This is a genomic window from Streptomyces sp. NPDC096132, from assembly GCF_044763345.1.
In the GTDB taxonomy this organism is placed as follows: domain Bacteria; phylum Actinomycetota; class Actinomycetes; order Streptomycetales; family Streptomycetaceae; genus Streptomyces.
This window is the reverse complement of record NZ_JBIWGA010000007.1, coordinates 325,425-349,288: the sequence shown is the minus strand read 5'-3', so window position 1 is coordinate 349,288 and position 23,864 is coordinate 325,425. Positions and strand designations below refer to the sequence as shown.

General features: G+C 66.8%; 20 protein-coding genes. 5 read left to right on the top strand and 15 right to left on the bottom strand.

The annotated features are described in order from the left end of the window. The first annotated feature begins 17 nt into the window (after window positions 1–17). Window positions 18–812, top strand: a complete 795-nt coding sequence (locus tag ACIRF9_RS19515; protein WP_242761947.1) for an IclR family transcriptional regulator — start codon at window positions 18–20, stop codon at window positions 810–812. A 158-nt stretch (window positions 813–970) separates the two neighbouring features. Here the strand turns inward: ACIRF9_RS19515 and ACIRF9_RS19510 are convergent, their stop codons facing one another. Further along, on the bottom strand, window positions 971–2,755 hold the full coding sequence (locus tag ACIRF9_RS19510) for a multicopper oxidase family protein (RefSeq protein ID WP_403823315.1): 1,785 nt from the start codon (window positions 2,753–2,755) through the stop codon (window positions 971–973). A 203-nt stretch (window positions 2,756–2,958) separates the two neighbouring features. Between ACIRF9_RS19510 and ACIRF9_RS19505 the strand changes: the two genes are divergently transcribed. Beyond that, window positions 2,959–3,582 carry a TetR/AcrR family transcriptional regulator gene (locus tag ACIRF9_RS19505; RefSeq protein ID WP_403823312.1) on the top strand — a complete coding sequence of 208 codons (624 nt, stop codon included), beginning with the start codon at window positions 2,959–2,961 and terminating at the stop codon, window positions 3,580–3,582. Window positions 3,583–3,637: 55 nt separating this feature from the next. Here the strand turns inward: ACIRF9_RS19505 and ACIRF9_RS19500 are convergent, their stop codons facing one another. Continuing rightward, window positions 3,638–4,108: a MarR family winged helix-turn-helix transcriptional regulator gene (locus ACIRF9_RS19500; protein WP_403823309.1), complete on the bottom strand. Its 471-nt coding sequence runs from the start codon at window positions 4,106–4,108 to the stop codon at window positions 3,638–3,640. A 242-nt stretch (window positions 4,109–4,350) separates the two neighbouring features. On the opposite strand from ACIRF9_RS19500, the gene ACIRF9_RS19495 reads away from it, so the two are divergent. Further along, window positions 4,351–5,781, top strand: coding sequence for an MFS transporter (locus ACIRF9_RS19495; RefSeq protein ID WP_403823306.1), 1,431 nt, complete (start codon window positions 4,351–4,353; stop codon window positions 5,779–5,781). A 153-nt stretch (window positions 5,782–5,934) separates the two neighbouring features. Here ACIRF9_RS19495 and ACIRF9_RS19490 read toward each other — a convergent pair whose 3' ends face one another. The 5 genes from ACIRF9_RS19490 to ACIRF9_RS19470 all read right to left on the bottom strand — a co-directional run bounded on the left by ACIRF9_RS19490 (window position 5,935) and on the right by ACIRF9_RS19470 (window position 12,502). Next, window positions 5,935–7,575: a transporter gene (locus ACIRF9_RS19490; protein ID WP_403823303.1), complete on the bottom strand. Its 1,641-nt coding sequence runs from the start codon at window positions 7,573–7,575 to the stop codon at window positions 5,935–5,937. After that, window positions 7,572–7,820: a hypothetical protein gene (locus ACIRF9_RS19485; protein WP_403823299.1), complete on the bottom strand. Its 249-nt coding sequence runs from the start codon at window positions 7,818–7,820 to the stop codon at window positions 7,572–7,574. Before ACIRF9_RS19485 ends, ACIRF9_RS19490 begins: the two co-directional genes overlap by 4 nt. 596 nt (window positions 7,821–8,416) lie before the next feature. Next, window positions 8,417–10,612, bottom strand: coding sequence for a SpoIIE family protein phosphatase (locus ACIRF9_RS19480; protein WP_403823296.1), 2,196 nt, complete (start codon window positions 10,610–10,612; stop codon window positions 8,417–8,419). Between the two features lie 179 nt (window positions 10,613–10,791). Continuing rightward, entirely contained in the window at window positions 10,792–11,406 is a 615-nt protein-coding gene (locus ACIRF9_RS19475) for a TetR/AcrR family transcriptional regulator (protein ID WP_242761964.1), read from the bottom strand. Window positions 11,407–11,857: 451 nt separating this feature from the next. Continuing rightward, window positions 11,858–12,502 carry a TetR/AcrR family transcriptional regulator gene (locus tag ACIRF9_RS19470; RefSeq protein WP_403823293.1) on the bottom strand — a complete coding sequence of 215 codons (645 nt, stop codon included), beginning with the start codon at window positions 12,500–12,502 and terminating at the stop codon, window positions 11,858–11,860. A gap of 199 nt (window positions 12,503–12,701) precedes the next feature. Here ACIRF9_RS19470 and ACIRF9_RS19465 point away from each other — a divergent pair, with 199 nt between their 5' ends. Then, the gene (locus tag ACIRF9_RS19465; RefSeq protein ID WP_403823290.1) at window positions 12,702–13,619 is read left to right on the top strand and encodes a 3-hydroxybutyryl-CoA dehydrogenase; all 918 of its coding nucleotides are present in this window, start codon (window positions 12,702–12,704) and stop codon (window positions 13,617–13,619) included. A 116-nt stretch (window positions 13,620–13,735) separates the two neighbouring features. Here ACIRF9_RS19465 and ACIRF9_RS19460 read toward each other — a convergent pair whose 3' ends face one another. From ACIRF9_RS19460 to ACIRF9_RS19425, 8 genes are all read right to left on the bottom strand, one after another. Further along, entirely contained in the window at window positions 13,736–14,707 is a 972-nt protein-coding gene (locus tag ACIRF9_RS19460) for a hypothetical protein (RefSeq protein WP_403823287.1), read from the bottom strand. 549 nt (window positions 14,708–15,256) lie between these two features. Continuing rightward, entirely contained in the window at window positions 15,257–16,207 is a 951-nt protein-coding gene (locus ACIRF9_RS19455; protein ID WP_403823284.1) for an NmrA/HSCARG family protein, read from the bottom strand. Between the two features lie 186 nt (window positions 16,208–16,393). Beyond that, on the bottom strand, window positions 16,394–18,157 hold the full coding sequence (locus tag ACIRF9_RS19450) for an FAD-dependent monooxygenase (protein WP_403823282.1): 1,764 nt from the start codon (window positions 18,155–18,157) through the stop codon (window positions 16,394–16,396). Between the two features lie 53 nt (window positions 18,158–18,210). Beyond that, window positions 18,211–18,549 carry a DoxX family protein gene (locus ACIRF9_RS19445; protein ID WP_403823279.1) on the bottom strand — a complete coding sequence of 113 codons (339 nt, stop codon included), beginning with the start codon at window positions 18,547–18,549 and terminating at the stop codon, window positions 18,211–18,213. A gap of 1 nt (window position 18,550) precedes the next feature. Then, window positions 18,551–20,464 carry an acyl-CoA synthetase gene (locus ACIRF9_RS19440; protein ID WP_403823276.1) on the bottom strand — a complete coding sequence of 638 codons (1,914 nt, stop codon included), beginning with the start codon at window positions 20,462–20,464 and terminating at the stop codon, window positions 18,551–18,553. Then, the gene (locus ACIRF9_RS19435; protein ID WP_242761979.1) at window positions 20,461–20,862 is read right to left on the bottom strand and encodes a hypothetical protein; all 402 of its coding nucleotides are present in this window, start codon (window positions 20,860–20,862) and stop codon (window positions 20,461–20,463) included. The genes ACIRF9_RS19440 and ACIRF9_RS19435 overlap by 4 nt, the downstream gene beginning before the upstream one ends. A 23-nt stretch (window positions 20,863–20,885) precedes the next feature. Then, the gene (locus ACIRF9_RS19430; RefSeq protein WP_403823273.1) at window positions 20,886–21,824 is read right to left on the bottom strand and encodes a fumarylacetoacetate hydrolase family protein; all 939 of its coding nucleotides are present in this window, start codon (window positions 21,822–21,824) and stop codon (window positions 20,886–20,888) included. Continuing rightward, on the bottom strand, window positions 21,821–22,987 hold the full coding sequence (locus tag ACIRF9_RS19425; protein WP_242761990.1) for a VOC family protein: 1,167 nt from the start codon (window positions 22,985–22,987) through the stop codon (window positions 21,821–21,823). Before ACIRF9_RS19425 ends, ACIRF9_RS19430 begins: the two co-directional genes overlap by 4 nt. 131 nt (window positions 22,988–23,118) lie before the next feature. On the opposite strand from ACIRF9_RS19425, the gene ACIRF9_RS19420 reads away from it, so the two are divergent. Next, complete coding sequence (locus tag ACIRF9_RS19420; protein WP_403823270.1) at window positions 23,119–23,784, top strand: TetR/AcrR family transcriptional regulator; 666 nt, start codon at window positions 23,119–23,121, stop codon at window positions 23,782–23,784. The last annotated feature ends 80 nt before the right edge of the window (window positions 23,785–23,864 follow it).

Sequence of the window (23,864 nt, the reverse complement as noted above, 5' to 3'; positions counted from 1 at the left end):
TGCGGGGAGGGACCTACGTGGATGACAGGGACACAGCGGCCGAGGCGGTCAAGGAACCGAACGGCACGGGCGTGCGCAGCGTACGGCGCGCTGTGGACATTCTGGGTCTGCTGAGCGAGGACCGTCCTGTCATCACTCTGCGCCAGATCACCGACACCACCGGACTGGCCAAGACGACCGCACTACGCCTGGTCCAGACCCTTGAGGAGACCGGCCTGCTGTCATCCCACCCGCTGGGTTACACCGTCGGCCCCGGCCTGTGGCGCTGGGCCTACCTCGCCCGCAGCCAGTGGGAAGTGCCGCAAGAAACCCGCAAGGTCATGCGCGACCTCGCAGACAGGTCGGGGGAAACGGTCAACGTCTTCGTCGCCCGTGACGTGCGCCGCGTCTGTGTCGCACACGAGGAGAGCCCGCTCCCGCTGCGTCACGTCGTCGACGTCGGCGACGAACAGCCACTGTGGGCCGGCGCATCCTCCAAGATTCTTCTTCGCGACGCCTCCGAAACGCAGGCACGCCGCATTGCCGCCGCCTCCCCCCATGGCGAGACATACGCGCCACAGCTACTCAGCTGGGCGCAGGAGGCGGCGGACCGCGGCTATGCCGTCAGCAGCAGCGAGTTCGACGAGGGGCTGACTGCCGTCGCCGTCCCGGTGACCAACCGCTCAGGCAGGGTCATTGCTTCTCTCTCCGTGAGCGGGCCCAGCAATCGCTTCTCCTACGAGGCCGTCGAACGCTTCGCCACGGATCTCACGGAGGCTGCCGCGCTCATCTCCGCCCAGGGTTTCAGCCACCCCTTCAGCCAGGACCGCTGAACCTGGCAGCGGCCCTTACGCCGGCAAGACACAGGGCTCGGAGGCGCGCCAAAGAGGCCTCGTCGGCCCCTGCCGGAGTGTCCCGCACCCGGAAGGTGCCGCGAGTCGGCGACGGCGAAAGGCGTCGTGTGGCCGCTCTCGCGGTACGAAACCCAAGGTCAGGATTCAACCAGGCGATAACGCGCCATCATGCAGTCGTCCTCGTGATCGAGGATGTGGCAGTGCCACACATAGCCCTGCAACGTATGGCTCTGCTGGTCCGCCTCCATCCCCTCCATCGAGTGTCCGCCCCCTGCGGCCTCCCATGTTGCATCCGGGTCGAAGCCGAGCTCGTCCGCCGAGGGGAACCGGACCAGCACGCGCGTCACCATGCCCTCCGGGCAGGCAACGGTGTCCTTCGCCCCGGCCTCCCACGCCGCGGGCGGCTCCGGCTCACCCTTGAGGAACCGTGCGGGTGAGGGCGCCCACCGCGTGCCCTTCGGCGGTCGCGGATTGGCCAGCAGGTAAGCACCCAGCCTGAACTCCTGGCGGTTCAAAATCCGCATGTTCACCAAGTGCAGGTGCACCGGGTGTTCCTCCACCGTGGCGTTGACGATCTCCCACAGCTCCGTGGTGCCCTGCCGGGGCATCTCGATGTCCTCGTCGGTGAAGGACAGGTTGTTCAGCGACATGCCCACCGGCGGCCAGCGCTTCAGGTCACCGTCCTGGGTCAGTGCGACGACACGCGTCCGGACGGGAGTCTCCGGGCGCGGCAGCAGAGGCGGACGTCCGGCTCCGCCACGCAGACGGGCCGGCGGGGTCGCCGTGTGCCCGGTGACGCCGGTACCGATGAACTGTACGAGATGCGGGAGGGGTTCGGCGCCGCTGACGAGCTTGATGATCGGCACTTCCTCCTGGTCGTTGGTGAGCTCGACCCGCTCCCCCATGGACAGCCGGGAGAAGTCGACAACCAGGTCGATGCGTTCGCCAGGAGTGAGCCGCACGGACGTGGTGAGCACCGAGGTGTCGAGCACGCCGCCGTCGTTGCCGACCACCCAGAACGCCATGCGGTTGCTGAAGAACAAGTGGTAGCTGCGGTAGTTCGAACCGTTGACCACCCGGAACCGGTACAGGCCCTTGGCGACGCGGTAATACGGGGAGACGACCCCGTTCACCGTCATGAGGTCGCCGATCTGCCCCGGGTCCCACTTGCCCTCGGGGATGCTGGTCAGGGTGCGGAAGTTGAGCGAACCGTCCTCATGGAACCGACGGTCCTGAAGGACCAGCGGCATCTCGAACTCACCGCTCGGCAACCCCCAGGCGTTGTCCACCCCGCCGGTGTCGAAGCCGTCCCGCAGCAGGTACATCCCGGCGAGCCCGCCGAACACGTTGAGGCGGGTGAGTCCCTCCGCGTGATCGTGGTACCAAAGGTGGGCAGCCTCCTGGGGGTTGTCATAGCGATAGCGACGCGAGCCGCCGGGCACGAAGACGTCCTCGGGATGCCCGTCCATGTCCGGCGGCGCCACGGCCCCATGCAGGTGCACCGATACCGGCGGCATGGTGCGGGCTGCCTCGGTGGCGCCGTGCAGTGAGGTGTCGATGTCCTTCGCGAACAGGTGCATGCCCAACTGGTTCTCGAACGTCAGCTCCAGGGATTCATGGGCATGTGCGTCGACGGTCGGGCCAAGATACGCCTGACCGCCGTAACCCCACGTGGGTGCGGGGTTGAGGTCCCGGTGGAACCGGTGACGCGCGCCGGCGACCGCCAGGGTGCGGTCGCCGCGGACCACCGGCGGCACGGGCAGCTCGTCGACGTAGGGCTCCAGGTAAGGGGACGGGAAGGTGCGCGGATCCGCGCTGTCCGACGCCTGCGAGAAGTACGGGTACGCCAGCCCCAGGCTGCCGGCCAGACCGGCTCCGAGTCCGGTCTTCAGTAGCCGACGTCGTGACAGGCGGTGCGACATCTCATCAACCCCTTGGTGTTCGTGGAAGAAGCAGCCGGGTGCGGGCCGAACGCGTGAGGCCGTGAAGGAGCAGAGCACGGTTGTGGACACGACCGCAGCGGTGCGATGACACGTCCCACCTGCACACAAGCCAATAACTGAGTGGATGCTATCAGTTAGATGAGGTCAAAATGATAGAGGCATATCGCTTGATAGAGTGAGGCGTGTCCACTCAGATCCGGCCCCTGCGAGCCGACGCGGCCAGAAACGTCCAACGCATCATCGACGCGGCGCACGCCGTGTTCGACCGGGGCGGCTACGACGTACCCATGGACGAGATCGCCGCCGAGGCGGGCGTTGGGATCGCCACCGTCTACCGCCGCTTCCCGCGCCGCGAGGATCTGGTCAAGTCCGTTCTGGAGCAGCGCCTCAGCGCCCGGCTGAACCCTGTGCTGGAAGCGATACGGCACGAGCCGGACACGCGCAGGGCCATCCGGCTCGCTCTTGAGGCAGGGGTGTCCGCTGCCGCGGAGGAACGCGGTACGCTCGCCGCCGCCTCCAATATCGGCGCGATGACCCTGGACGTCGCGCAGCGATTCTTCGAACCGGCGAGTCAGATGATCGAGCGCGGTCAGCTCAGCGGAGTGGTTCGAGCGGACCTCGTCGCCGACGACGTACCTCGGATCGTGCTGATGCTGGTGGGGACCTTCCCGTCCTTCGAACCCGGGTCGGACGGCTGGCGCCGCTACCTGGACCTACTCATGGACGCCATCGCCCCACTGGATGGCCCCAGTCGACTGACTCCGCCACAGTCCCTGAAGAACCACACGCCGCCCATCGACCTCTAGGCCACGAGTCTCCGTGACCTGGACAGCCCTACTTACACTCCCGGAATCGACCGGATCAACGCGGGTCCTCGTCCATCCTCTGGACGATTCTCTCCGACATCTCTGCCAGCAACCGCAGCTCGGCGGGCGTGACGTGGTCGAGGAACAGCTCGCGCACCGCCGTGACATGTCGCGGTGCCGCAGTCTCGATCGCGGCCCGCCCTGCAGCAGTGATCACCACGTAAGCCCCACGTCCATCGTCCGGGCAGTCCTCCCGCACCACCAGCCCCCGTCCGGCCATCCGGGCGATGTGGTGGGACATCCGGCTCTTCTCCCACTCCAATTCACGCGCCAGATCCTGATAGCGCTGCCGCCCATCCCCCACATCCGTGAGATTGACCAGCACGGCATAGTCCGCGGCCGACAGCTTCGACTCCGTCTGCAGCCGGCGCGCAAGCCGACCCTCGAGCCTCTCGTTCAGCCGGACGAAGCTCCGCCACGCGCGCTGCTCATCCGGCGTCAACCATGGCACTGCCGCTTCGTTCATGAGGCCAAAGTGTAAAGCGGTTGACGAGTCATCCGCCTCGATCGGCGGCCGTAGAACATTCAGCCTCGCGCCTCAAAGCCCTTCATCAACAGTCAGGCTGCGGCGGCGGTCATGTCCGCTTCGATTCGCCAGGCCAGTACCGGCAGCCCTCCTTGCCCCCGAAGCGCATTTGACAGCATTCTGGCCGTCTCCGGCCAAGCACGGCGGCATCACCCGTACGATGCCTGTCATGCATCACCTCTGTGACTGACCAGCAATCGGTCCGTCGTCGTCCGCCGGCCACGGACCTTCACGACGTCATTCCGTCGTTCGTCCCGGTCATCGTCCGGGACGTCACACTGCTGGAGTCACTGGTGCTCTTCACCCGACGGCGCCCTCACACAAGTCTCGTCGCGCTCCTGCGCGACAACGGCGACTTCCGACGCCTCTTCTGCGCTTCCGCCCTCAGTCTGATCGGTGACTGGTTCACTTTCGTCGCCCTCAGCACCTTCATCTATCGCCATACGGGCTCGGCAGGCTGGACAGCACTGTTGTTCGCCGTCAACTCGCTACCCGGGGTCGTACTGCTGCCGCTGATCGGCCCGCTCACCGACAGGTTCGACCGGCAAAGCCTGCGCATCGTGTGTGACCTGGGCGCGATCATTCCAGTCGCCGGCCTGCTGGTCGCCTTTCACACCCAGTCCGTTCCACTGGCCCTTGGCTGCCTTGCAGGGCTGTCCGTCGCCGCCGCCGTTGCGGGCCCCATCCCCGAGGCCGCACTGCCGAATCTCGCCACCTCCGGCGAACTGCCACTGGCACAAACGGCCCTCGGAAGCCTGTACTCGGCGGGCCTGTTGGTGGGAGCCGGCCTGGGCGGCGTGGTCTCAGCGGCATGGGGTGCCTCGGCGACTCTCGTCATCGACGGTGTGTCCTTCGCGGTCTCCGCGCTCCTCATCGCGAGGATCAGACAGCCGCTCTCCAAGGCGGTCACGACTCGTCGGATCCGGATGCGGGCGAATACGGCCGAACTCTGGACCTTTGTGCGGTCCACCCCCGTGGTATCCGCATTTCTGTGGCTGACTGTGGGGCTACGCCTCTGCTACGGCATGGTTGGTCTGTTACCTGTGTACGCGCTCGACCGCTTTCATGTCGGCGACGCCGGTGTTGGGGCCCTGTATCTGGCACAGGGGTTCGGCGCCGTACTCGGTCCCTTTCTCGGCCGGCGGCTCGCCGCCGGGTCGATGCGTCGGAGACTGCGCGCAGCCGGAGCCGGCCTCGCCCTCTTCGGGGTCGGCTATCTTGCCTTGGCCCAGGTCACCGCCCTTGGCCCCGGCATGGCCGCAGCACTGGTCGGCCACATCGGAGTGGGCGCGTGCGCGATCCTCGCTGTCAACGGCCTCCAGCTCGCGACACCCGACCACATACGCGGCCGTGTGATGGTCCTCGTCTTCGGCCTCTCGTCCGCTTTCCAAGGTGTGTCCTCTCTCGCGGTGGCGCCTTTGGCCACGACCATCGGCATGCCCGACACCACCCGGCTTCTCGCGGGGCTCGCTGTTGTCTACGCGTTCGTCTGGGCAGTCCGCGCAACACGCACAGGGAATGTGCGAAAGATCGTCGAACCGGACACGGCCCACAAGGACACTTCCGACCACGAACACTGCCCCCGTTGTACTTCCGACTGCCCATGTGCGTGACGCCACCAGCATGATCAGGGCGGGGCGAGCGCCCGTGTTCGCCCCGCTTCCCTGTCGAAGACGTCTGGCCGGGCGCATCCAGGTAGCACTTCGTAAGCGCACCTGCAGCCAACGAGACAACGCCGGTTCAGCGCCGGAACATCTGCCCGTTCCTCATGGGGTCAGTTCCTTGCCTGTCAGGCTCTTGTATTCGATGTTCCGGAAGTCACGTTCTGGATTTTCCGGTGACGTGACACTACCGAGCCAACCGAGGACAAACGCCGCTGGCACGGAAACAATTCCCGGACTCTGAAGCGGGTACCAATCGAAATGTACGTCCGGCCACAACGCGAAGGCGGTGCCGGAAATAGTTGGCGAGAAAGCTGTGAGAATGAGACAGATTGCGAGGCCGCCGTATACCGACCACAACATCCCTCGCTGATTGAAACGACGCCAGAAGAACGAGTAGATCAGTGCCGGGAAAATACATGACGCGGCAACACTCAGTGAAAAAGTGGCCAGGAACTCCATCGGGTACCGATGAGTAACGGCCGACAAAGAAAGACCCGAGATACCCACGAACACAGCTGTCCGGCGCACTCTGCGCACTTCCCTTCCGCGAGTCCCGAAATGTTCTCCCTTTTGTCGCGTGTCCCCTCGCGCAGAAGCGTCATGCGTCAGCGAGACAGCGGCAGCGAAGGTCGCACTGGCCACTGTGGTGAGGACAGCGAGGAACACGACACAGGCCACGACGGTGATGAGGGCAACACGCGCCGCCGAACCGTCATCGAGCACACCGGCAGCCAACGAAATGAAGGAAGACTGCCCGGAGACGTCGACCGCATAGAGGCTCTTACCCCCTACCACGGCGGAAGCCGCAAACCCGGCAGCGATCAGCAATGTGACGAAGGCACCGACGAGTCCTACAGCGACGCTCATGGAACGTCTCGCCGCGCGTCCGGTCTGCGAGGCGTTGACACGCAGGATCATCTGAGGCAGCACGGCCGCCCCGAGAATCACGACTATGTGGTTGCCGAGGGTGTTGAACGGTCCGAAGGCCTCGCTGTACGGCCAGAGCCCGGGGGCAAGATAATCGTCCGGTGCGACACTCCGCTCGATCGCAGCGGAAAGGAAGCGTCCGGGATCCCAGGAGAACTCGCCAAGAGTCAGGAACACTACCGCCGCAAGGGCCGCCAAGGTGACGGGCACTTTCACCACGTGAATGAAGCTCGTACCCCGGAGGCCACCGACCACGGCGAGACAGGTGACGAGACCTCCCATCAGCACCGTACAGAGCACCTGGGCCTCAGCGCTCGGCAGCCCTATCAGGAAGGCGACGCTGACACCGGCGGCTCGCAGCTGGACCAAGAGCACCGGAATCGTGATGACCAACGTCACCAAGTTTGCGGCAATCCGAGGTCGCACCCCTGATGCACGCAGGGTGAAAATGTCACCGAGAGTATAGCGACCGCTATTGCGTATCCTTTGGGCCAGGATCAGCATCACGCCGAGTGTCAGCAAGCCATCGACGGCAAAGGTGACTCCGTCATAGCCGAAAAGAGCAACAACCCCGGAAGCTCCCAACAGGGTTAGAACCGAAATGTGCTCGCCCGCCATAGCGAACCCGTTGAACACCGGAGACAGCGCGCGGTTGGCGACGAAGAGCTTTTCCGGAGTGTCCTCCTCCACCGCTGCAAGCATGAGGAGCCACAGGAGAGTCGCACCGACGAAGACCATGAAGGCCATGATCACCGGTCGCCTGGCATCCGACCCGACCTGGTCGAGTACGCCCGCGCTCAGGAAGTCGAGTGTCACCACTTCACCTGCGAGAGCTCGGAGTTCAGGGACACCTCGACGGGATCACACAACCGTTGGGAACGCAGCTCGAACAGCCAAGCGGTGATGACAAAGAGGCATATCTGCAGGAGTCCCCACACCATGCCCAGGGTAAGACGGCGATACAGGAAGATCGCTGGAATGTCGGTGAACGAGGAGAGCAGACTGCCGACGACGAGAGGAACCACGTTGACCAGGAGCAACGTGCGCTGAACACGGCGCATGGCTTCTCGGAGATTTTCAGCGCCTGGCGGCAGCGGAACATCACGCGGGCTGTGGGATGCCGGTTGGGGACCGGAAGGTACCGGCTTGACAGAAGGATGCACGGAAGCCTCTGAGCAGTGCGGGGACGGGCACATACGGAGCGCGCCCGCATACGCGCAGTTCGTCTTCGGGTAAGGGACGAGCCATTCGCATCCGCCGTCACCCGGCGCATTGTGTGGTGCATCGGGTGCGGCGGTGAATGCGGACACAGGCCTGGGTACAGATCCGCAGGCCGAAACAAGCCCTCCCCCTACAGCGTGCCTACGCTTGAGCTGCCGTGGGTGCAGGGCCGAGTGAGCAGTAGGAGCATCACCGATAGCGGGTTGATATGTCAACCGTCTGTACGATGCCCCTCACCCTGAGCAATGCCGGATCACGGCGTAGGGACCGGAGACGCGGCCGTCACAGTCAGGGCAGGACAGGTCGCACCGCGCCTCCGGAGCCGGGCCAGAACTCGACGGCATGAACCCAAGGCGCATCGAGAACCGGATACAGCAGGACACCTTAAGCCAGGCTTGTTGATGCATCAACTAGATGCGCCTGGAGGCGGGACACCTCAGCGCTGGGTCGTCTCGACGTCCGGATCCAGGAGCTCGGCAAAATTCCACGCCGAGAAGCCGGACGTCTCGTTCAGCTCGGCCCAGACGGTTTTGCCCTCTCGGGCGTGCCGCGTGCCCCACCGCTGGGCGAACTGGGCAACGAGGAGGAGTCCGCGACCACCCTCATCGAAGACTCGGGCCCGGCGCAGATGCGGGGTGGTGCTGCCGGCGTCGGAGACTTCACAGGTGAGCGTGCCGTCATGGATCAGGCGCAACCGGATGGGGGGTCGACCGTAGCGGATCGCATTGGTGACCAGTTCGCTGACCACCAACGCGGCGGTGAAGTCGAGTTCCTCCCTCCCCCAAACGGTGAGCTGCCCAGACACGCGTGAGCGAGCCCACGACACCACTGAGGGGTCGGGGTCCAGATCCCAGGTGGCGACCTGATCGCCACCCAGCGCGTGGGTACGGGCCAGAAGAAGGGCTACATCGTCGCCCGGGCCGACAGGCAGCAGCGCATCGAGCAGCATGTCGCACGTGGCTTCAAGCGAGGCGTTGGGCTGGGCCAGCGTGTTGCGCAACAGCCTGAGCCCCTCGTCGACATCACGATCGCGGGCCTCGATCAGTCCATCGGTGTAGAGGGCCAGAAGACTCTCTTCGGGCACGTCGAGTTCCATCGCCTCGAACGGCAGGCCCCCCAGCCCCAACGGAGGGCCCGGTGGCAGGTCGAGGATCTCGACGGTGCCGTCCCGACTGACCATCGCAGGCTGCACATGCCCCGCGCGCGCCATGGAACAGCTCCTCGAGACCGGGTCGTACACCGCGTACAGGCAGGTGGCACCGATGTCCCCGGCAGCTTCTTCGCCGAAGCTCATGGATGCGTCGGCCGCGAGACGGAGCACGACGTCGTCCAGGTGTGTGATCAGTTCGTCGGGCGGCAGGTCGATGTCGGCCAACGTACGCACCGCCGTTCGGAGTCGGCCCATGGTGGCGGCGGCGTGGATCCCGTGGCCGACCACATCTCCGACGACCAGCGCGACGCGTGCTCCGGAGAGCGGGATGACGTCGAACCAGTCGCCGCCCACCCCGACCCGCGCCTCGGCCGGCAGATAGCGACAGGCGACTTCTACGGCGGACTGCTCTGGCGCCTGCTGTGGCAGCAGACTCCGCTGCAGGGCAAGTGACGTGGCTCGCGCACTCGTGTAGCGGCTGGCGTTGTCCACGGCCACGGCGGCCCTGGCTACGACCTCATGGGCGAGCAGGAGGTCGTCCTCGTCGAAGGGATCGGGATTGCAGTGACGCGAGAACTGCGCGACGCCCAGGATGGATCCCCGCGCGCACAGAGGGACGATCAGCATCGAATGGACGGGATGCATGGCGGTGCTGCAGCCGACGGCCTCGTGCAGCGGTGGACCAGCGTCGAGGTGATGGCGAGCGGATTGGCCGGTGGCCAGGGCACTCGCCTGAGGCGATCCCTCCTCGTAGGTGAACGTCTCCTGCGGCACAGACGTCAGATTCGGGTCGCGGTCGACCACTGACCGCTCAGCGACCCGGCGCAGCACGACCGCATCCGGCACCGGCACATCACCTTCGGGGAGCGCTGAGTCCAGCAGGTCGACGGTGATGAGGTCCGAGAAGTCCTCAGTAGCGAGGTTCGCTAGTTCCTGAGCCGTTCGAGTGATGTCGAGGGTGGTGCCGATGCGCATGCTGGCGTCGCTCACCGCCGCCAGTCGACGGCGCACTCGGCGCTCGTGTTCCTCCTGGTACGCGACGACACCTTGCGCTGCCGTGCATTCGACGTAGCTGGTCATCATCGCGAGCGCCTCGCGCATCGCCGCGCTGATCAGCTCAGCGTCGGTTGTGAACCCGGGCATCTGGCGTAGCAGTCCGTCGAGTACGACGCCTTCTCCCAGCCGGAAGGCCCGGAGCAGCACGCTCACCGGCGCTCCGTGGCGGGCCAGGAGACGTGTGCGCCCGAGGTCCATGTCCGGTGGCTCGATGCCAGCCGGCCCGACACCCCGTTCGAGGCCGGCCAATACAGCGTCTATATGGTCGGCGACGGCGTCCGAGGTCATGCGGGCAACCTCCGGGGCGTCCCAGAGTTCGGGCACCCCGCGCCGGAGCGTCAGCTCCACGTCGTGGATCAGACCGATGATGTGCGATCTGAGCTCACTCGCGGCATGCGACACAAGACTGTCCGCTGTGAAGTCCACCCTGACGACGTTACGCCTCGTCGCCGGATGCGCATGGCTGGCAGTCCCGCCGACTTCGGAGTGCCGGTCGCAGGGCCATCAGGCACCTGGTTTCGCCACCGTCTGGTCGGGTCCGCTGCGGGACGCTCAGCCTGTGACCGGGCCGGACAAGAAGCGGCGGGCCCGACAAGACGGACCACTCAGAGCGCGGGCAGTTCGGGCAGCTGAGCCTCGGCGATTGCCCGGGCTTCCTCATGTGGCACGCCCAGGGCGCACAGGACGAGTTCGGCAGCGCCGGCGCCGGCCTCCCGCCAGCCCTGGTGTCCCTCCAGGACCATCCACATCGCGCTGACGACAGTGCCCGTCATCAGCGAGGCGATGCTCAGCTTCAAGCCTGAGGCAAAGGGGTAGCGGCCGGCCTCGATCCCTGCCTCGATGTCATGCATCGGCGCACCGCTCAGTACCTCGCGCAGCGACTCGTCGGTCAGGCCGAACCGGATGAGGAATCTACCCATCGCGGCGTCGTAGTGCGCCTGGCGTACAAGCATGCGAATGGCCGTGGCCAGTCTCAGTGGCGGATCGGTCTGGCCGTGAGCCGTCATGGCGCGGGCGTTGGCGTCGTGGATGTCGCGGGCGAGCTGGGCGCTGACGTGGTCGAAGAGCTGCTCGACGGATTCGACGTTGCGATACAGCGTCCCTCGGGCGACACCGGCCGCGGTGGCCAGCTCGCTCACGGTCAGTTCCGTAGTCCCCCGCTCGGCGAAGAGCCTCATCGCCGCGGCGTTGATCCGCTTCCGCGTCGCATTCACCGGCATCCTCTTCCTTGGTTCCGTCGCCACGCTGCACGACGTTACCCAAACAGATCAAGAAGGGCTCTCACGGAACATTCTCAGGTCCGGTTGAACAATTGCGTTCAGCGAGTCGCGTGTGTGGTGAAAGCCTGCAGGTCAAGTGCGCGGGTTGCAGTGCGCTCATGCAGGTCGGCGGCCGGTGTCCATGGTGAAGATCGTCTGACCGGTTGGTTGGGTCGGTTCTGAGGGGCTGCTGTGCCTGGCAGGAGGGTCTCCATACGATCTGTCGGCGCCGGAGCGAGCTGGACGCGTTGGCCGCGGGGCATGCGGTGCTGCTGATCCCGCACCGCGGCAAGATCAGGGGTGGGCGAGACACCGCAACCCGCCACATACCAGTCCACTTGACCTGCAGTCCTTCACGATGGACACGACTCGATGCGGGGGAGACCAGCCCCGCTGGTCGACAGAAGCCCGATCAGCGGTTGCGCAAGCCGTCGAGGATCAGGTCGGCGACGAGGTTCGCATGGTCGGTCACAGCCTGAGGGTCCTGGGGATCTCCGGGGCCGATGCGGCGAGCCAATCCGATCAGGCCGTAAGGGGCGCTGGCCCCGTGGGCGATGAGGAAGTACAAGGTGCGCAGGGAAACAGGAGCAATGGCACCCTCGTCCATCAGGCGGCGCATCGGAGCTGTCGTGGCAGCGAGCAGCGGATCCACATGACGCTCGTAGAGATACTGGAGTCGGGGAGTCTCCGCGACCCCCTCGACGGTCAGCAGGCGCAGGACCTCGGGCCGGCGGGCGTTGACCCGCACGAAGCGCACGATGACGCGGCGGAACTGTTCCCAGGGCCCGCCAGAAGTGTCTTCCAGCTCTGAGCGCAACTCGGCCGCGATGGCCCCGAACGCCCGGTCGACGGCTGCGAACCAGAGTTTCTCCTTGGAGCCGAAGCGCTGGTGGATCAGATTGTGACTCACGCCCAGTTGCCGGTTCAGTGCGGCGACCGACGCCCCGTCGTACCCCTTGTCCGCGAACATCTGCAGGGCCGCGCCCAGGATCTCGTCGAGCGTGGCCGGGGCCAGGTCGGCAGGGGGTCGGCCGATCCGCGGCGTCGAGTTGGTCATAGAGGCCGAGTCTAGGCGTGCCTCGCCGTACTAGATGTTGACTAGCATCAATTTAAAGTTGATACTCATCAACATCGGCTCTGCAGGCCGCGGCCCCGCAGACGGCCCACTCTCCGGTTCCGGGCGCCCGGGTCGGCGCACGCGCCCGGAACCGGGCTCGGCCTCGCCGTCTCATCGACCCCCAGGAAGGCAATCAGTCATGGCTGCATCGACGGCCGGCTCTCCGGCCATGTCTCCCACTGTCGACGCCACGGTCGACGACATCCGCCGCGTGGGCGTCGTCGGCGCCGGCCTCATGGGGAGCGGCATCGCCGAGGTCTGCGCCCGCGCGGGCCTGGATGTGCTGGTCACCGAGACCGGACAGGCAGCGGCCGAATCCGGTCGTCGGCGCATCGCCACCTCCCTGGACCGGGGCCTGCGCAGCGGCAAGCTCGACGAGGTGGAGCGCGACCAAGCGCTCAAGCAGATCTGCTTCACCACGGATCTGGCGGACCTGGCCGACCGCGACCTGGTGATCGAAGCAGTGGCGGAGGACGAACGAGTCAAGACGGAGGTATTCGCCGTTCTCGACGCAGTTGTTACACGCCGCGACGCGATTCTCGCTTCCAACACGTCGTCCATACCGATCATGAAGTTGGGGATGGCAACCGAGCGACCGAAGCAGGTCGTCGGCGTCCACTTCTTCAACCCGGTCCCGGTGCTGGGCCTCGTGGAACTGGTGCCTTCTCTTCTGACAAGCGATCGGACACGCGAACGCATCGAGCACTTCGTCACCGACGTGCTCGGCAAGCAGGTCATCGGTTCCCAGGACCGGGCGGGCTTCGTGGTCAACGCCCTGCTTGTGCCCTACCTGCTCTCAGCCATCCGCATGCTCGAATCCGGCTTCGCGTCCGCTGACGACATCGACGACGGGATGATCATGGGATGCGCCCACCCCATGGGCCCGCTGCGCCTGGCAGACCTGGTCGGCCTCGACACTCTCAAGGCCATCGCAGACTCGATGTACGAGGAGTTCAAGGAACCTCTTCACTCCCCGCCCGCGCTGCTGCTGCGGATGGTGGACGCGGGCCTTCTGGGCAGAAAGGCCGGTCGCGGCTTCTACGACTACTCCCGCTGAGCAGCCCCCTCCGGTCAACGGTGGATCAGGCACGCGGTGTTGGAGTCCTTGTCCAACACCGCGTGGTGACTCCCCTGTCCTCCTGCTCGGCAGAGGTGTTGTCGCTGTTCAGGCTGCTACTGGGCTACGCAGTCGGCCGTCCATTCGCGCACCGGATCGTCCGTCTTGCGCCAGCCGCAGCTGTGCCGCGTATAGGTGCTGTCCGTCCAATGGAACTCACCCATCGCCGCGGCAACGCTCGTCGAACCGAGGATCGAGGCCATCTGGCTGCCGGGGGCGGCGTCGATACGCCCGACGGCCGCTCCCGGCCGGAGGCCCTCGAAGGTGGCCTCGACTTTGACGGTGCCGTGCTTGTCCTCGAGCCAGATGTCCGTGCCGATCAGGTTCGTTCCCGCCGGCTGGATGTTCTGTGCCACGGCCCGCATCCTGAAAGGCGACAGGACGGGCGAGCGGGCCTCGAAGCGGAACGACGGGTCGAGGAGACCGAGGAGAGGATTGAACGACCAGGTCATGTTCCGGGTGTAGAGGACATCGGTCAGCGGTCCGGCTCCGTCGCCGGGGGTCATGCCGAGCCAGTTGACCGCGACCTCGTTGTCCTGTGCCCAGAAGAGCATGTACTGGTCGATCGACTGAGGGTCCCCAAGACCGAGCCCGGGCAGGTCCGCGGGGCCGCCGTCGGGATCCTCGATGGCCAACGCCATGTTGCCCTCGACGGTCGGCGCCGTCTGCCCGTCCGGCCCCTTCCGCTCGCATCGCGCCGAGCGCACGATCGCCAGAGCCGTCCCAGGCGCGGGCTCAAGCAGCTCGAAGTGCGACGGCAGGTACGGGCGCGCACGCTCCGCCGCGACGGGAACGAACGCCAGGAGGTCGTGACACGCGTCGTTGTGGAAGCGGGGAGCGTCGTCCGCCGCGGCTGGCGTGGGGTTGACGAACATGGCACCGAGCAGAAGGGCCGCTGCGCCGCACCACCGCACGCCGCGTGCCGCTCTGCCCGATCGCGGGCGCGTCGGACCACGCCGCGCCACAACATCCGGAAGCTCGGCAGGGACGTGGTCCTGGGTCACGACGGTTTCGGGGGCATCAGGCATGTTGCTCCTCCTTGGGATATCGAGCGCCGACGATCGTGAGCGGGAATGCGTCGTGAGTGCCCTCGCGCCATGGGCGCGATCAAGGGACCGCATCCCGGTCCCGAGCGATGCGACATATTGCACAGCAGTGTTCAATTCGCGTCAACTATGTAACGCATAGAACATCAGTGTTCTGGAATACCTGAGGGGGATGGACAGTTTTCTGCACTCTGACAAGGCGAGACACTTCAAACCCGTCCTGATGCAGCCCTTTGCCGCGCGCGAGTGAAATCCATGCCGGGCAAGCCACGCTGACAGCACGCCAGAGGTACGTCGCCCACGCCCCAGCCGGGCACGGGCGCACTGCAGAGACAGGAGCCGACGCACGAAGGTCCGGTCGGCTCGCTGGCAATCGCTCCGGCCCGACTCTCCTCTACATCACCACGCCGGTTACGACCTGTTCGCCGACGTAGTCAATGGATGCCGCCTTCCCGAATGTTGAGTGCAAGACTCCGCATGGACCTACAGCCCCCTGGGCTGGTGGCCGCTCAACCGGAAGGGCGCCCCCGTTCAACCCACCAGGAGATTCCTGGCGTTCCCGGCCAGCCAGGCCTCGAAGTTCTTGAGTTCAGGGTTGAGTTGTCGCAACTGATCCAGGTCCCGGGCACCGGTGAACTGCTGATCGAAGTCGCCGTAGAACTGGAACATGTTGCCGATCTCTTCGCCTGCCGGGATGCCTAGGGCACGGAAGACGTCGTACGGCACAGGCTGGAAGCGCACCGGCTCGCCGAGCGCAGCCGACATCTTCTCCGCGTACTGCGCACCGGTCAGGTGGTCGCCAGCCAGACTCACCGTCTTGCCGATGTACCGTTCTCCGGCCTTCAGGATGGCGTAGGCCGTCCGACCGATGTCCGCCACGTCCACACCGGCGAGAAGTTTCCCGTCTTCAAGGGGCAGCGACAGCGTCAGCACGCCGTCCTCGGCGCGCACTGGGCCGAGGCCCTGCAGGAAGCCTTGGAAGAAGTAGGTGGTCCTCAGGAAGGTGGTGGGTACGTGGGCCTTCCTGAACAGTTCGTCCCCCTCACCCTTCGCATCGAAGTGGGGCACGTTGTACTTGCCCTGCAGGACAGGCATCCGGTCATCGTCGATCGGCAGGAATGCACGGGTGTCCTCCAGCGTCGACCAGACGACGTGCCGCAGTCCCGCGCCGTCGGCGGCCCGGACCAGGACGTCGATCTCCTCCGATTCCTTGGCTGCTGAGCCGTGCGCCCAGAAGTTGGTGACGAGGAAGGCGCCGTAGGCGCCCTTGAGCGCGCTGTGCACGGTCGGCTCGTCATGGAAGTCCGCCCGCACGACCTCGGCCCCGAACCGGGCGAGTTCCCTGGCGGCGGGCGAGTCCGGATTCCGGGTGAGCGCGCGAACGGCGAACCCGGCGCGGGAATCAGCGAGAATCGCTCGCACGACACCGCCGCCCTGCGCGCCTGTCGCTCCCGCGACCGCGATGATCTTCTTGTCGCTCATGACAGTTCTACCTCTCCATGGAGAATCACGGATGACGCACCACCCATCGCACACATAAGTTGATGCATCATCTATTCGGCGATGAGTCACGTACGCCGAAATGGACCGAAACCGTGGGCGCCGGCGCACCCTCAATACACCGGCGCCCACTCACCCCCTGTCCGGGGTGGCTTTACTCGGAGCGGCTCAGTTGTGGGCGCCCCGGATCCGGTCCATGACGCGCACTGGCTCCAGCGGAGCGGTGTCTCCACGCCAGGCGACGTGCTGGTCAGGGCGGATGAGAACGAGGTCGCGCTCGTACAGCGCACGCGCGTGTGCGTCGCGCACGTCGACGACCTCCAGCGGCACGCCCCGCTCGGCGGCGGCGGCGGTGAGCGCGGTGACGTCTTGGTCGGCGAACCGCAGCAGGGTGAATCCACGGTGATGGAAGAGGTCGAACAGAGCCCGTCCGTCCTGGAGGAGAACGCTCGGTGGGCGGGCCCCCGGCCAGGTGCTGGGGGTGTACTCGTCCATCGTCTGGCGCGGGGGCCGGCTTGCGGTCTCATGACACATGACGGGTGAGGTGTCGTAGCGATAGCCGAGTTCGATGCCGAGGGCCTCGTTCTCCAGGTTCCCCAGGTCGCTGATCTCCCGCCCGAGCCGCCTGCGGGCACGGGCCCCGACCCAGCGTTCGCTGTGGACGTCGGTCCGGTACGCGGCCTTGACCGCTCCCCGTATGGCACTGTGCCGGGCGGCGGCTGTGCGGTTGCGCAGCGCCACCCCTCGCCGCTCGTGTTCGTAGGCGCGCAGCAGACCGGGGGCGCCCCAGCCCTGGAGCACTGCGGCAAGTGCCCAGCCGAGCCCGATCGCGTCGCCGACACCGGTGTTCATTCCGTAGCCCCCGGTGGGGGGCACCTGGTGCACGGCGTCGCCGGCGAGCCATACCCGGCCGCTGCCGTACGCGTCGGCCACGGTGAGGCGCGGTGTCCAGGCGTTGGCCACCAGGACGTTCATCTCGAAGCGGCGCCCGATGCGTTCGTAGACGAACTCGCGGGGGTCGATGCGGTCGGCGTCGATGCCCACGCCGAGCGGGGCGTGCAGGGTAAAGGTGTCACCGTCGTTCTGGGAGATCACCGTCCAGCCCTCCGGAGACTGGAGATGCCAGACGTTTCCGAATCGCCGGAAGATCTCGGGTTCGGGCGTCGTGAAATGCACGAGGTAGATGCGGCCGTCCATCGGCCGCTCCCCCGTCGCTCTGAAGGAGCGGGCCAGCATCGCCGCGGTGCGCGGAAGTCCGAGTTCCTTGATGAGCATGCGGCGCAGATCGGTCTCGTCCAGGCCGATGCCGAGCTGTCTGCGGGTGCGGCTGCCGGCGCCGTCGCATCCGGCGAGATACTGCGCCCGGACCGTACGCCGACGGCTGCCGTCCGCGGACACCAGGTGGGCGGTGACCCCTTCGGCGTCCTGCTCGAAGCTCTCCAGCCCCCAGCCGTACTGCACCCTGACATGTTTCGCGCGGGCCTCCAGCACGTCCCTCAGCGCCGGCTCCAGGATGACCTGGGATACCCGCATCCACGGTTCCAGCGGGAGGGTGCCGTCGTTGCGCTCGCGGATCGTCTCGCGCATCTCATCGACACTGGGATAGTCGAAGGAGGCGAGCTTCCACCCCACCGCGCTCGTCGCCCACGTCACACTGGTGGGCTGATCGGCCGGGATGGCGATCTTGCGGAGCTCGTCGGCGACTCCGAGCCGCCGGTACAGCTCCATGCTGCGCCCGTTGGTGACGTCCATCTTCGGGTGCCGAGTCGTGGAGAGGTTCCTCTCCACGAGCAGGGCCTCCACGCCGTGCTGTTCGAGTTCCATGGCCAGCGTCAGGCCGACCGGTCCCGCACCGACCACCAGCACCGACGTTCTCTCGACCGTCTCGGCTTCGGGTGCCTGCCCCCGTTTCGGGGGTGCCTGCTTGCTCATCTTGCGGCCCATTTCTCGTACGACGGTGTACGACTGTCTTCTACGACGATGATCTAAACGAGGACGACCAGGTAGCCCGCCACCAGGGCAGCCGAGACAACCGCCGGCGCCACGCCGAGCAGTCGGTCCCCGGCACGCAGGTGCGCCACAGCCGCACCGGCGAGCAGCAGCAGAAACCCCGCTGCGGCGGCGACGCCGACACCAGTGACCGCCCATCCGACGAACAGGCCGATCACACCCATGAGTTCGAGCAGACCGATGACCCGGTAGGCGCCGACGCTGAACCCGACATGAGCCGCTCGCTCGGCCATCGCAGGGATGGCCACGACCTTTGTGGCGCCCAGCAGTCCGAACCAGACGGCCAGGACGAGGGTGAGGATGGTGAGTGACATGTCAGGCGTCTCCTGGCTGCTGTGTGACGATGCGGCAGGGCACGGTGTAATCGGCCACCCTGCGTTCCACTTCGGCTGTGGTGAGGGCCGACGCCGAGGCGCGCAGCGTCACCGTGGCCGTCACCGAACCGGATTCGGCCTCGGCGATGACCTGCTCGACGTCGTTGATGTCCCGCAGGGCGTCGGCCAGCACACGGCGTGTGGCATCGGCGCGGAGCGGAAGCTTGTACGGCTTGCCCACGGCGGTGAGGGGCAGGGTGTCCAGGACGCGGACCGCCTTGGGAGCGGCTGCCGCCTCGCTGACGTGTGCGGCGGCCCAGGCGCGGAGCTCGTCCTCCGTGACACCGCGGTCGGCGACGGTCACGTACGCCACCGGCACCTCACCCGCCCGACGGTCCGGCTGGCCCACCGCCTGTGCTCCGGTAACCGCGGGGTGCGTGAGCAGGGCGTCCTCGATCACCCGGGGATCCATGTTGTGGCCCCCGCGGATGATGAGGTCCTTCGCCCGCCCGGTGAGGTGGAGAAAGCCCTCCTTGTCGAGGTAGCCCAGGTCGCCGGTGTCGAGCCAGCCGTCGACGACCTTTCCCAGGCTGTCGATGTGGTAACCATGCTCGTCACGGCCATGGACGTAGCCGGGAAAGACGGTGGGGCCACTGATGAGGACCGTGCCCACCTCGCCGGCCGGAAGCTCGGCGGGCAGGAACCCCGACACGGCGTCGACGTCGACGATCTTGATGTGCTGGTACGGCATCCGCTGCCCGACCGAGCCGGGCCGTCGCACGTCCAGGAAGCCGCGGACGCTGGCGCACGTCGCCTCGGTCAGTCCGTACCCTTCGAGGAGCGGGATCCCGGTCGCCGCCTCGAAGCTGTTCCGTACGCCCTCCGGGAGCGCGGAGGCGCCGACGACCGCGAAGCGCATCGAGCTGATGTCGGCTCCGTCGACCGGACAGGTGGCCAGGGCCGCGTAGACGGTCGGCACGGCGCTCATCGTGGCGACGCGGTAGTGCTCGACGATGCGCCAGAAGTCCTTGAACAGCGAGATGTCGCGGTAGCCCAGCGGGCCCGCCCACACCACCTGCTGTCCTTTCAGCAGCGGTGAGAGGAGTGTGACGACGAGGGCGTTGACGTGGAACAGCGGCAACGCGGCGAAGACGACCGAGTCCTCGTCCGCCGCGGTGTTGGCGCCGATCATCCAGGCGTCGCTGACCTCGTTGGTGTGGGTGTGCGCCGCGAGTTTCGGCAGTCCGGTGGTACCACCGGTGTGGAAGACGGCCGCGATGTCGTCGGCGGTGGGGGCTGTCCCGAGGAACTCCTCGCCGGGGAACGGCGCCGCTGCTTCGGACACGTAGCCGACCACGACACCCTCGACGGACGGCAGGGGCGGTGCCGCGCCGTCCGCTCCGGTGGGCCGCAGGGCAAGCAGGGCACGCACCGCTCCGCCGCGCGCCAGCTCAAGGGCCGCCGCCCACAGCGCCTCGTCGAGTTCGGGGCCGGCGGCCACCAGAACCCGGGCGCCCGAGAGCCGCAGCAGCTCCCGCACGTGGGCCGGGTTGAGCGCGCCGTTGACGGGGGCCGCGACACCGGCGGCTTGGGCCGCCAGCGTCGCGACGATCAGCTCCTGGCAGTTGGGGGACAGGAGCGCGACGGCGTCCTCGCGCCGGACTCCCAGGCCGTAGAAGAGGTTCGCGACACGGTTGACCTGGGCGTGGAGCTCGGCGAACGTCACCGTGACGGGCTCGCGCCAGCGGGCGGCCTCGGGCAACACGGCGAGGGCCGTGCGCTCCGGCCAAAGGCCGGCGGCGCGGCTCAGCACGTCGTACGTCGTGGCGGGCACGCCCCGGGCGGCCAGAGCCACCGCTTCGATCGCGGCCAGGTCCTCGGGGCGGTCGTACCGGTCGGGCCAGAGCTCGGTCACAGTGATGCCTTCCGGTAGCCGTACCAGGCCCACGTCGCGTTGAGCGCGTCCCAGGCGCCGAAGACCAGCAGTCCGGCCGGCAGCCAGTCCGCGATCACGATGACGGTGGCGAAGCAGAAGAAGAGGTAGCGCGAGTAGATGCACCAGCGCACGAAGGCCGCGGGCAGGTCACGGGCCATCGGGAAGTAGACGAGGCCGAGGTTGAGGATCAGGGCTCCGAAGACACGGATCCAGTTGTCCTCGATGTCGGGGAAGCCGAACAGACCGATGAGCTGGTTCGGCACCAGGAAGAGCAGTGCCCCGACGGTCATCATGTAGCAGCCCCAGACCCTCAGGGACAGGCGCAGCGGTTTCGGGTCGCCCTGGGCGGTCTGTGCGGTGTGTGCAGTCGTCGACATGGTGTTTCCTTCGGTGCTGCCGCTCAGGTGAACCGAACGACGGTGTGCTGGGTTCCGAGGTCGATGGCGCCATCGTCAGTGGCGACTCCGGCCTCGATGACGTCACCGTCATGGAGGTAGAGCGTGTTGCCGGCCTGGCGCTTGAAGAAGGCCTTCCACTTCAGGTGAGCGGGCAGGAGCGAGGCGATGAACTGCACCACCTTCGGCGGAGCGCTGAGTGCGGTCCCGATGGGCGTACCGGTGAGGAGCAGATCGCCTGCGTCGAGGCGCTGGAAGCGGGTGAGAGCCCGCAGTGCCTCAAGCGGCTGGAACACCATGTCCCCGGCGACCAGCGCGTCCTGACGGACCTCCCCGTTGACTTTGAGACGAAGCCTGAGGTCGGTGAACCGCTTGAGCTCGTCGGCGTCGAGAAGGACGAGTTCAGGTCCGACGGGGGTGAACGTCGGATAGGACTTGGCCTCGAAGAACTGGGTCTTGGGCAGCTGCACGTCGCGGGCGCTGACGTCGTTCGTGACCACCAGGCCCGCGACGTAGTCCGCGATGTTCTCCGCCATGATCCTCGTGTCGACCGGCATCGACCGGCCGAAGACGATACCGATCTCGACCTCGTAGTCGAGGAACTGGACGTGGGTCGGCTTGACGACGTCGTCGAACGGTCCGGAGATCGAGCCCGACGTCTTGCGGAAGAACGTCAGCGGCACGGTGTCGGGGTTCATGCCGGCGTCCGCGATGTGCGACCGGAAGTTGGTCATCTGAGCGACGACCCGGCACGGCGCGGTGACGGGCGAGATGAGACCGAGGCGCTCGACAGGGACCGTCCCCTCGCTCGCCGCGGCCCTGGCGATCGCCGCACGGTCGGCGAGGAGCTCTCCGGTGGTGGCGGCACTCGTTTCGATCTTCGCCGCGCCGGTGGGCGTACGCACCCACCATGCGTCATTGGTACGCAGGACGGAAATGCTCATGAGGTAGCCACTTTCAGCAGGCCGCGCAGGCGCGACAGGTCGAACTCGTTGTCTTCACGGAGAGCGGTCACCATCGAGCGCAGCTCGCGCAGGGACTCCCGGCCGGGGCTGATGCCCAGGAAGTCCTTGGTGGCGGGAGGGCCCCACTGCGCCAGGCGGGATGCCGTCATCGGCGCCCAGCCGGGCTCCAGGGTGCTGTCGAACATGTCACCGTCGGTGAAGTGCTCGACGAGGAAGCCGTCGGGGTCGCGCCAGTAGTCGAAGATCTGGCTGCCCTGGTTGTGCCGGCCGATGCCCCAGGAGCGGAAGTACCCCTGATCGAGCAGGTACTGGCCGCCGGCCGCCAGTGCGTCGAGGTCGGTCACCTCGTAGGCCGAGTGGACGTAGCGGTTGGACGGCCCCAGGGTCAGGGCCAGGGTGTGGTGGTCGGTCAGGGTGCCGCCCCGGTCGCAGCGGACGAAGCTCATGGTCGGGCCTCGTTCGCGCTGCCCCTCGTAATAGAGGAAGTCACTGACGATGAGGCCGAGGTGCTCCAGGTACCAGTTCAGCGTCCCCATGTAGGTCGTCGACTGCAGAACCACATGCCCCAGGCGCCTGACGCCCGCCGGCTCGCGGGGCGGCCGCTGGATGCCGTTGATCCGGTCGAGTTCGCCGCCGAAGTTGAAGCGCAGCGGCTCCTGCGCCGAGAGGGCGGGGAGCTCATCCGTGTCGGCGACGACCCGGACCCGTAGTCCGTTGGGGTCGAGCAGATCCACGACAGAACCGCCCAGCGTCTCGGGCAGGGCCTGCACCCGGGTACCGAGGGTGTCGCCGAGCCGCAGCAGATCGCGGGTGTCGGCGGCGCGGAAGGCCGGGCCGAGGAACCGCGACCTGCGCCCCTTGCGGATAATCACACACGGGGCCCCCGCCTGTGTCCCCCGCAGATGCAGTTCGCGCCCGTCACGGTATGACGTGACGAAGCCGAACGCCCGGCCGAAGGCCTCGGCTCGGTCCAGGTCGGGCTTGAAGAACTCCAGCCACGCGATGTCGTGAACCTTGATCACCGGGTTCGCCGCCCGGCCCGGATGCTCCCCGGCCAGGGCGCCCCGCTCGGAGTGCAGGTCATTGTGCGTGCCGTGATGGCCGTCGTGCGTACCGGCTCCGGCGCTGGGGTGAACAGCCATGGTCACCACCTCCTGAAGAAATATTCACTAACGAAGCTGACGTCAGTCAATAGAACTGAAGAAATATTCAAGAAACAAGTCTCAGCGGCTAGAGTGCAGACAGAGCACGTACGGGTGGGATGGAGGACTCGATGGCCGACAAGACCGTGGCCGAGAAGAGCGCACCCCGGCGCATCGACCGGCGCCGGGCACGGACACGACAGGCACTGGTGTGCGCGGCCCAGCGCATGCTGGCCGAGGGACGGACCGACGTCCCCATCCTGGAGATCACCGAACTCGCCGACATAGGAGTCGGTTCCTTCTACAACCACTTCGACAGCAAGGAGGAGCTCTTCCGCGTCGCGGTCGAGGAGGCACTGGAGTGGTGGGGTTCCCTCATGGACCGTCTCACGGCCGATGTCGACGATCCCGCGGTCTCGTACGCGCAGAGCTTCCGCATGACGGGCCGCCTGCACCGCCGCCACCAGGAGCTGAGCAAGGTCCTCCTCAATCACGGGCTTGAGCTGGCCCACTCCAACCGGGGCCTGGCTCCACGCGCCCTCAACGACATCCGTGCCGCGGTGGACGCCGGACGATTCGAGGTGGAGGACCTGGACCTCGCGCTGGCGATGACGGCGGGCGCCGCGCTGGCGCTGGGCGCACTGCTGCACGCGCAACCGGACCGGGACGACGGCAAGTCCGCGGATCGGGTCGCCCTCGGCCTGCTGCTCCAGTTCGGCATGCCCGCCGAGGAGGCCGAGCGGATCTGCTCGCTCGGCCTGCCGGATTTCGATCTTGTCGACACGATGGTCGGCTGAACGAAGCGCCCGCCGGACCGGCAGGCGCCGGCGTCACCCCAGCGGCGATCCGCGGTCGGCCCACCGTCTGCACGAACGGG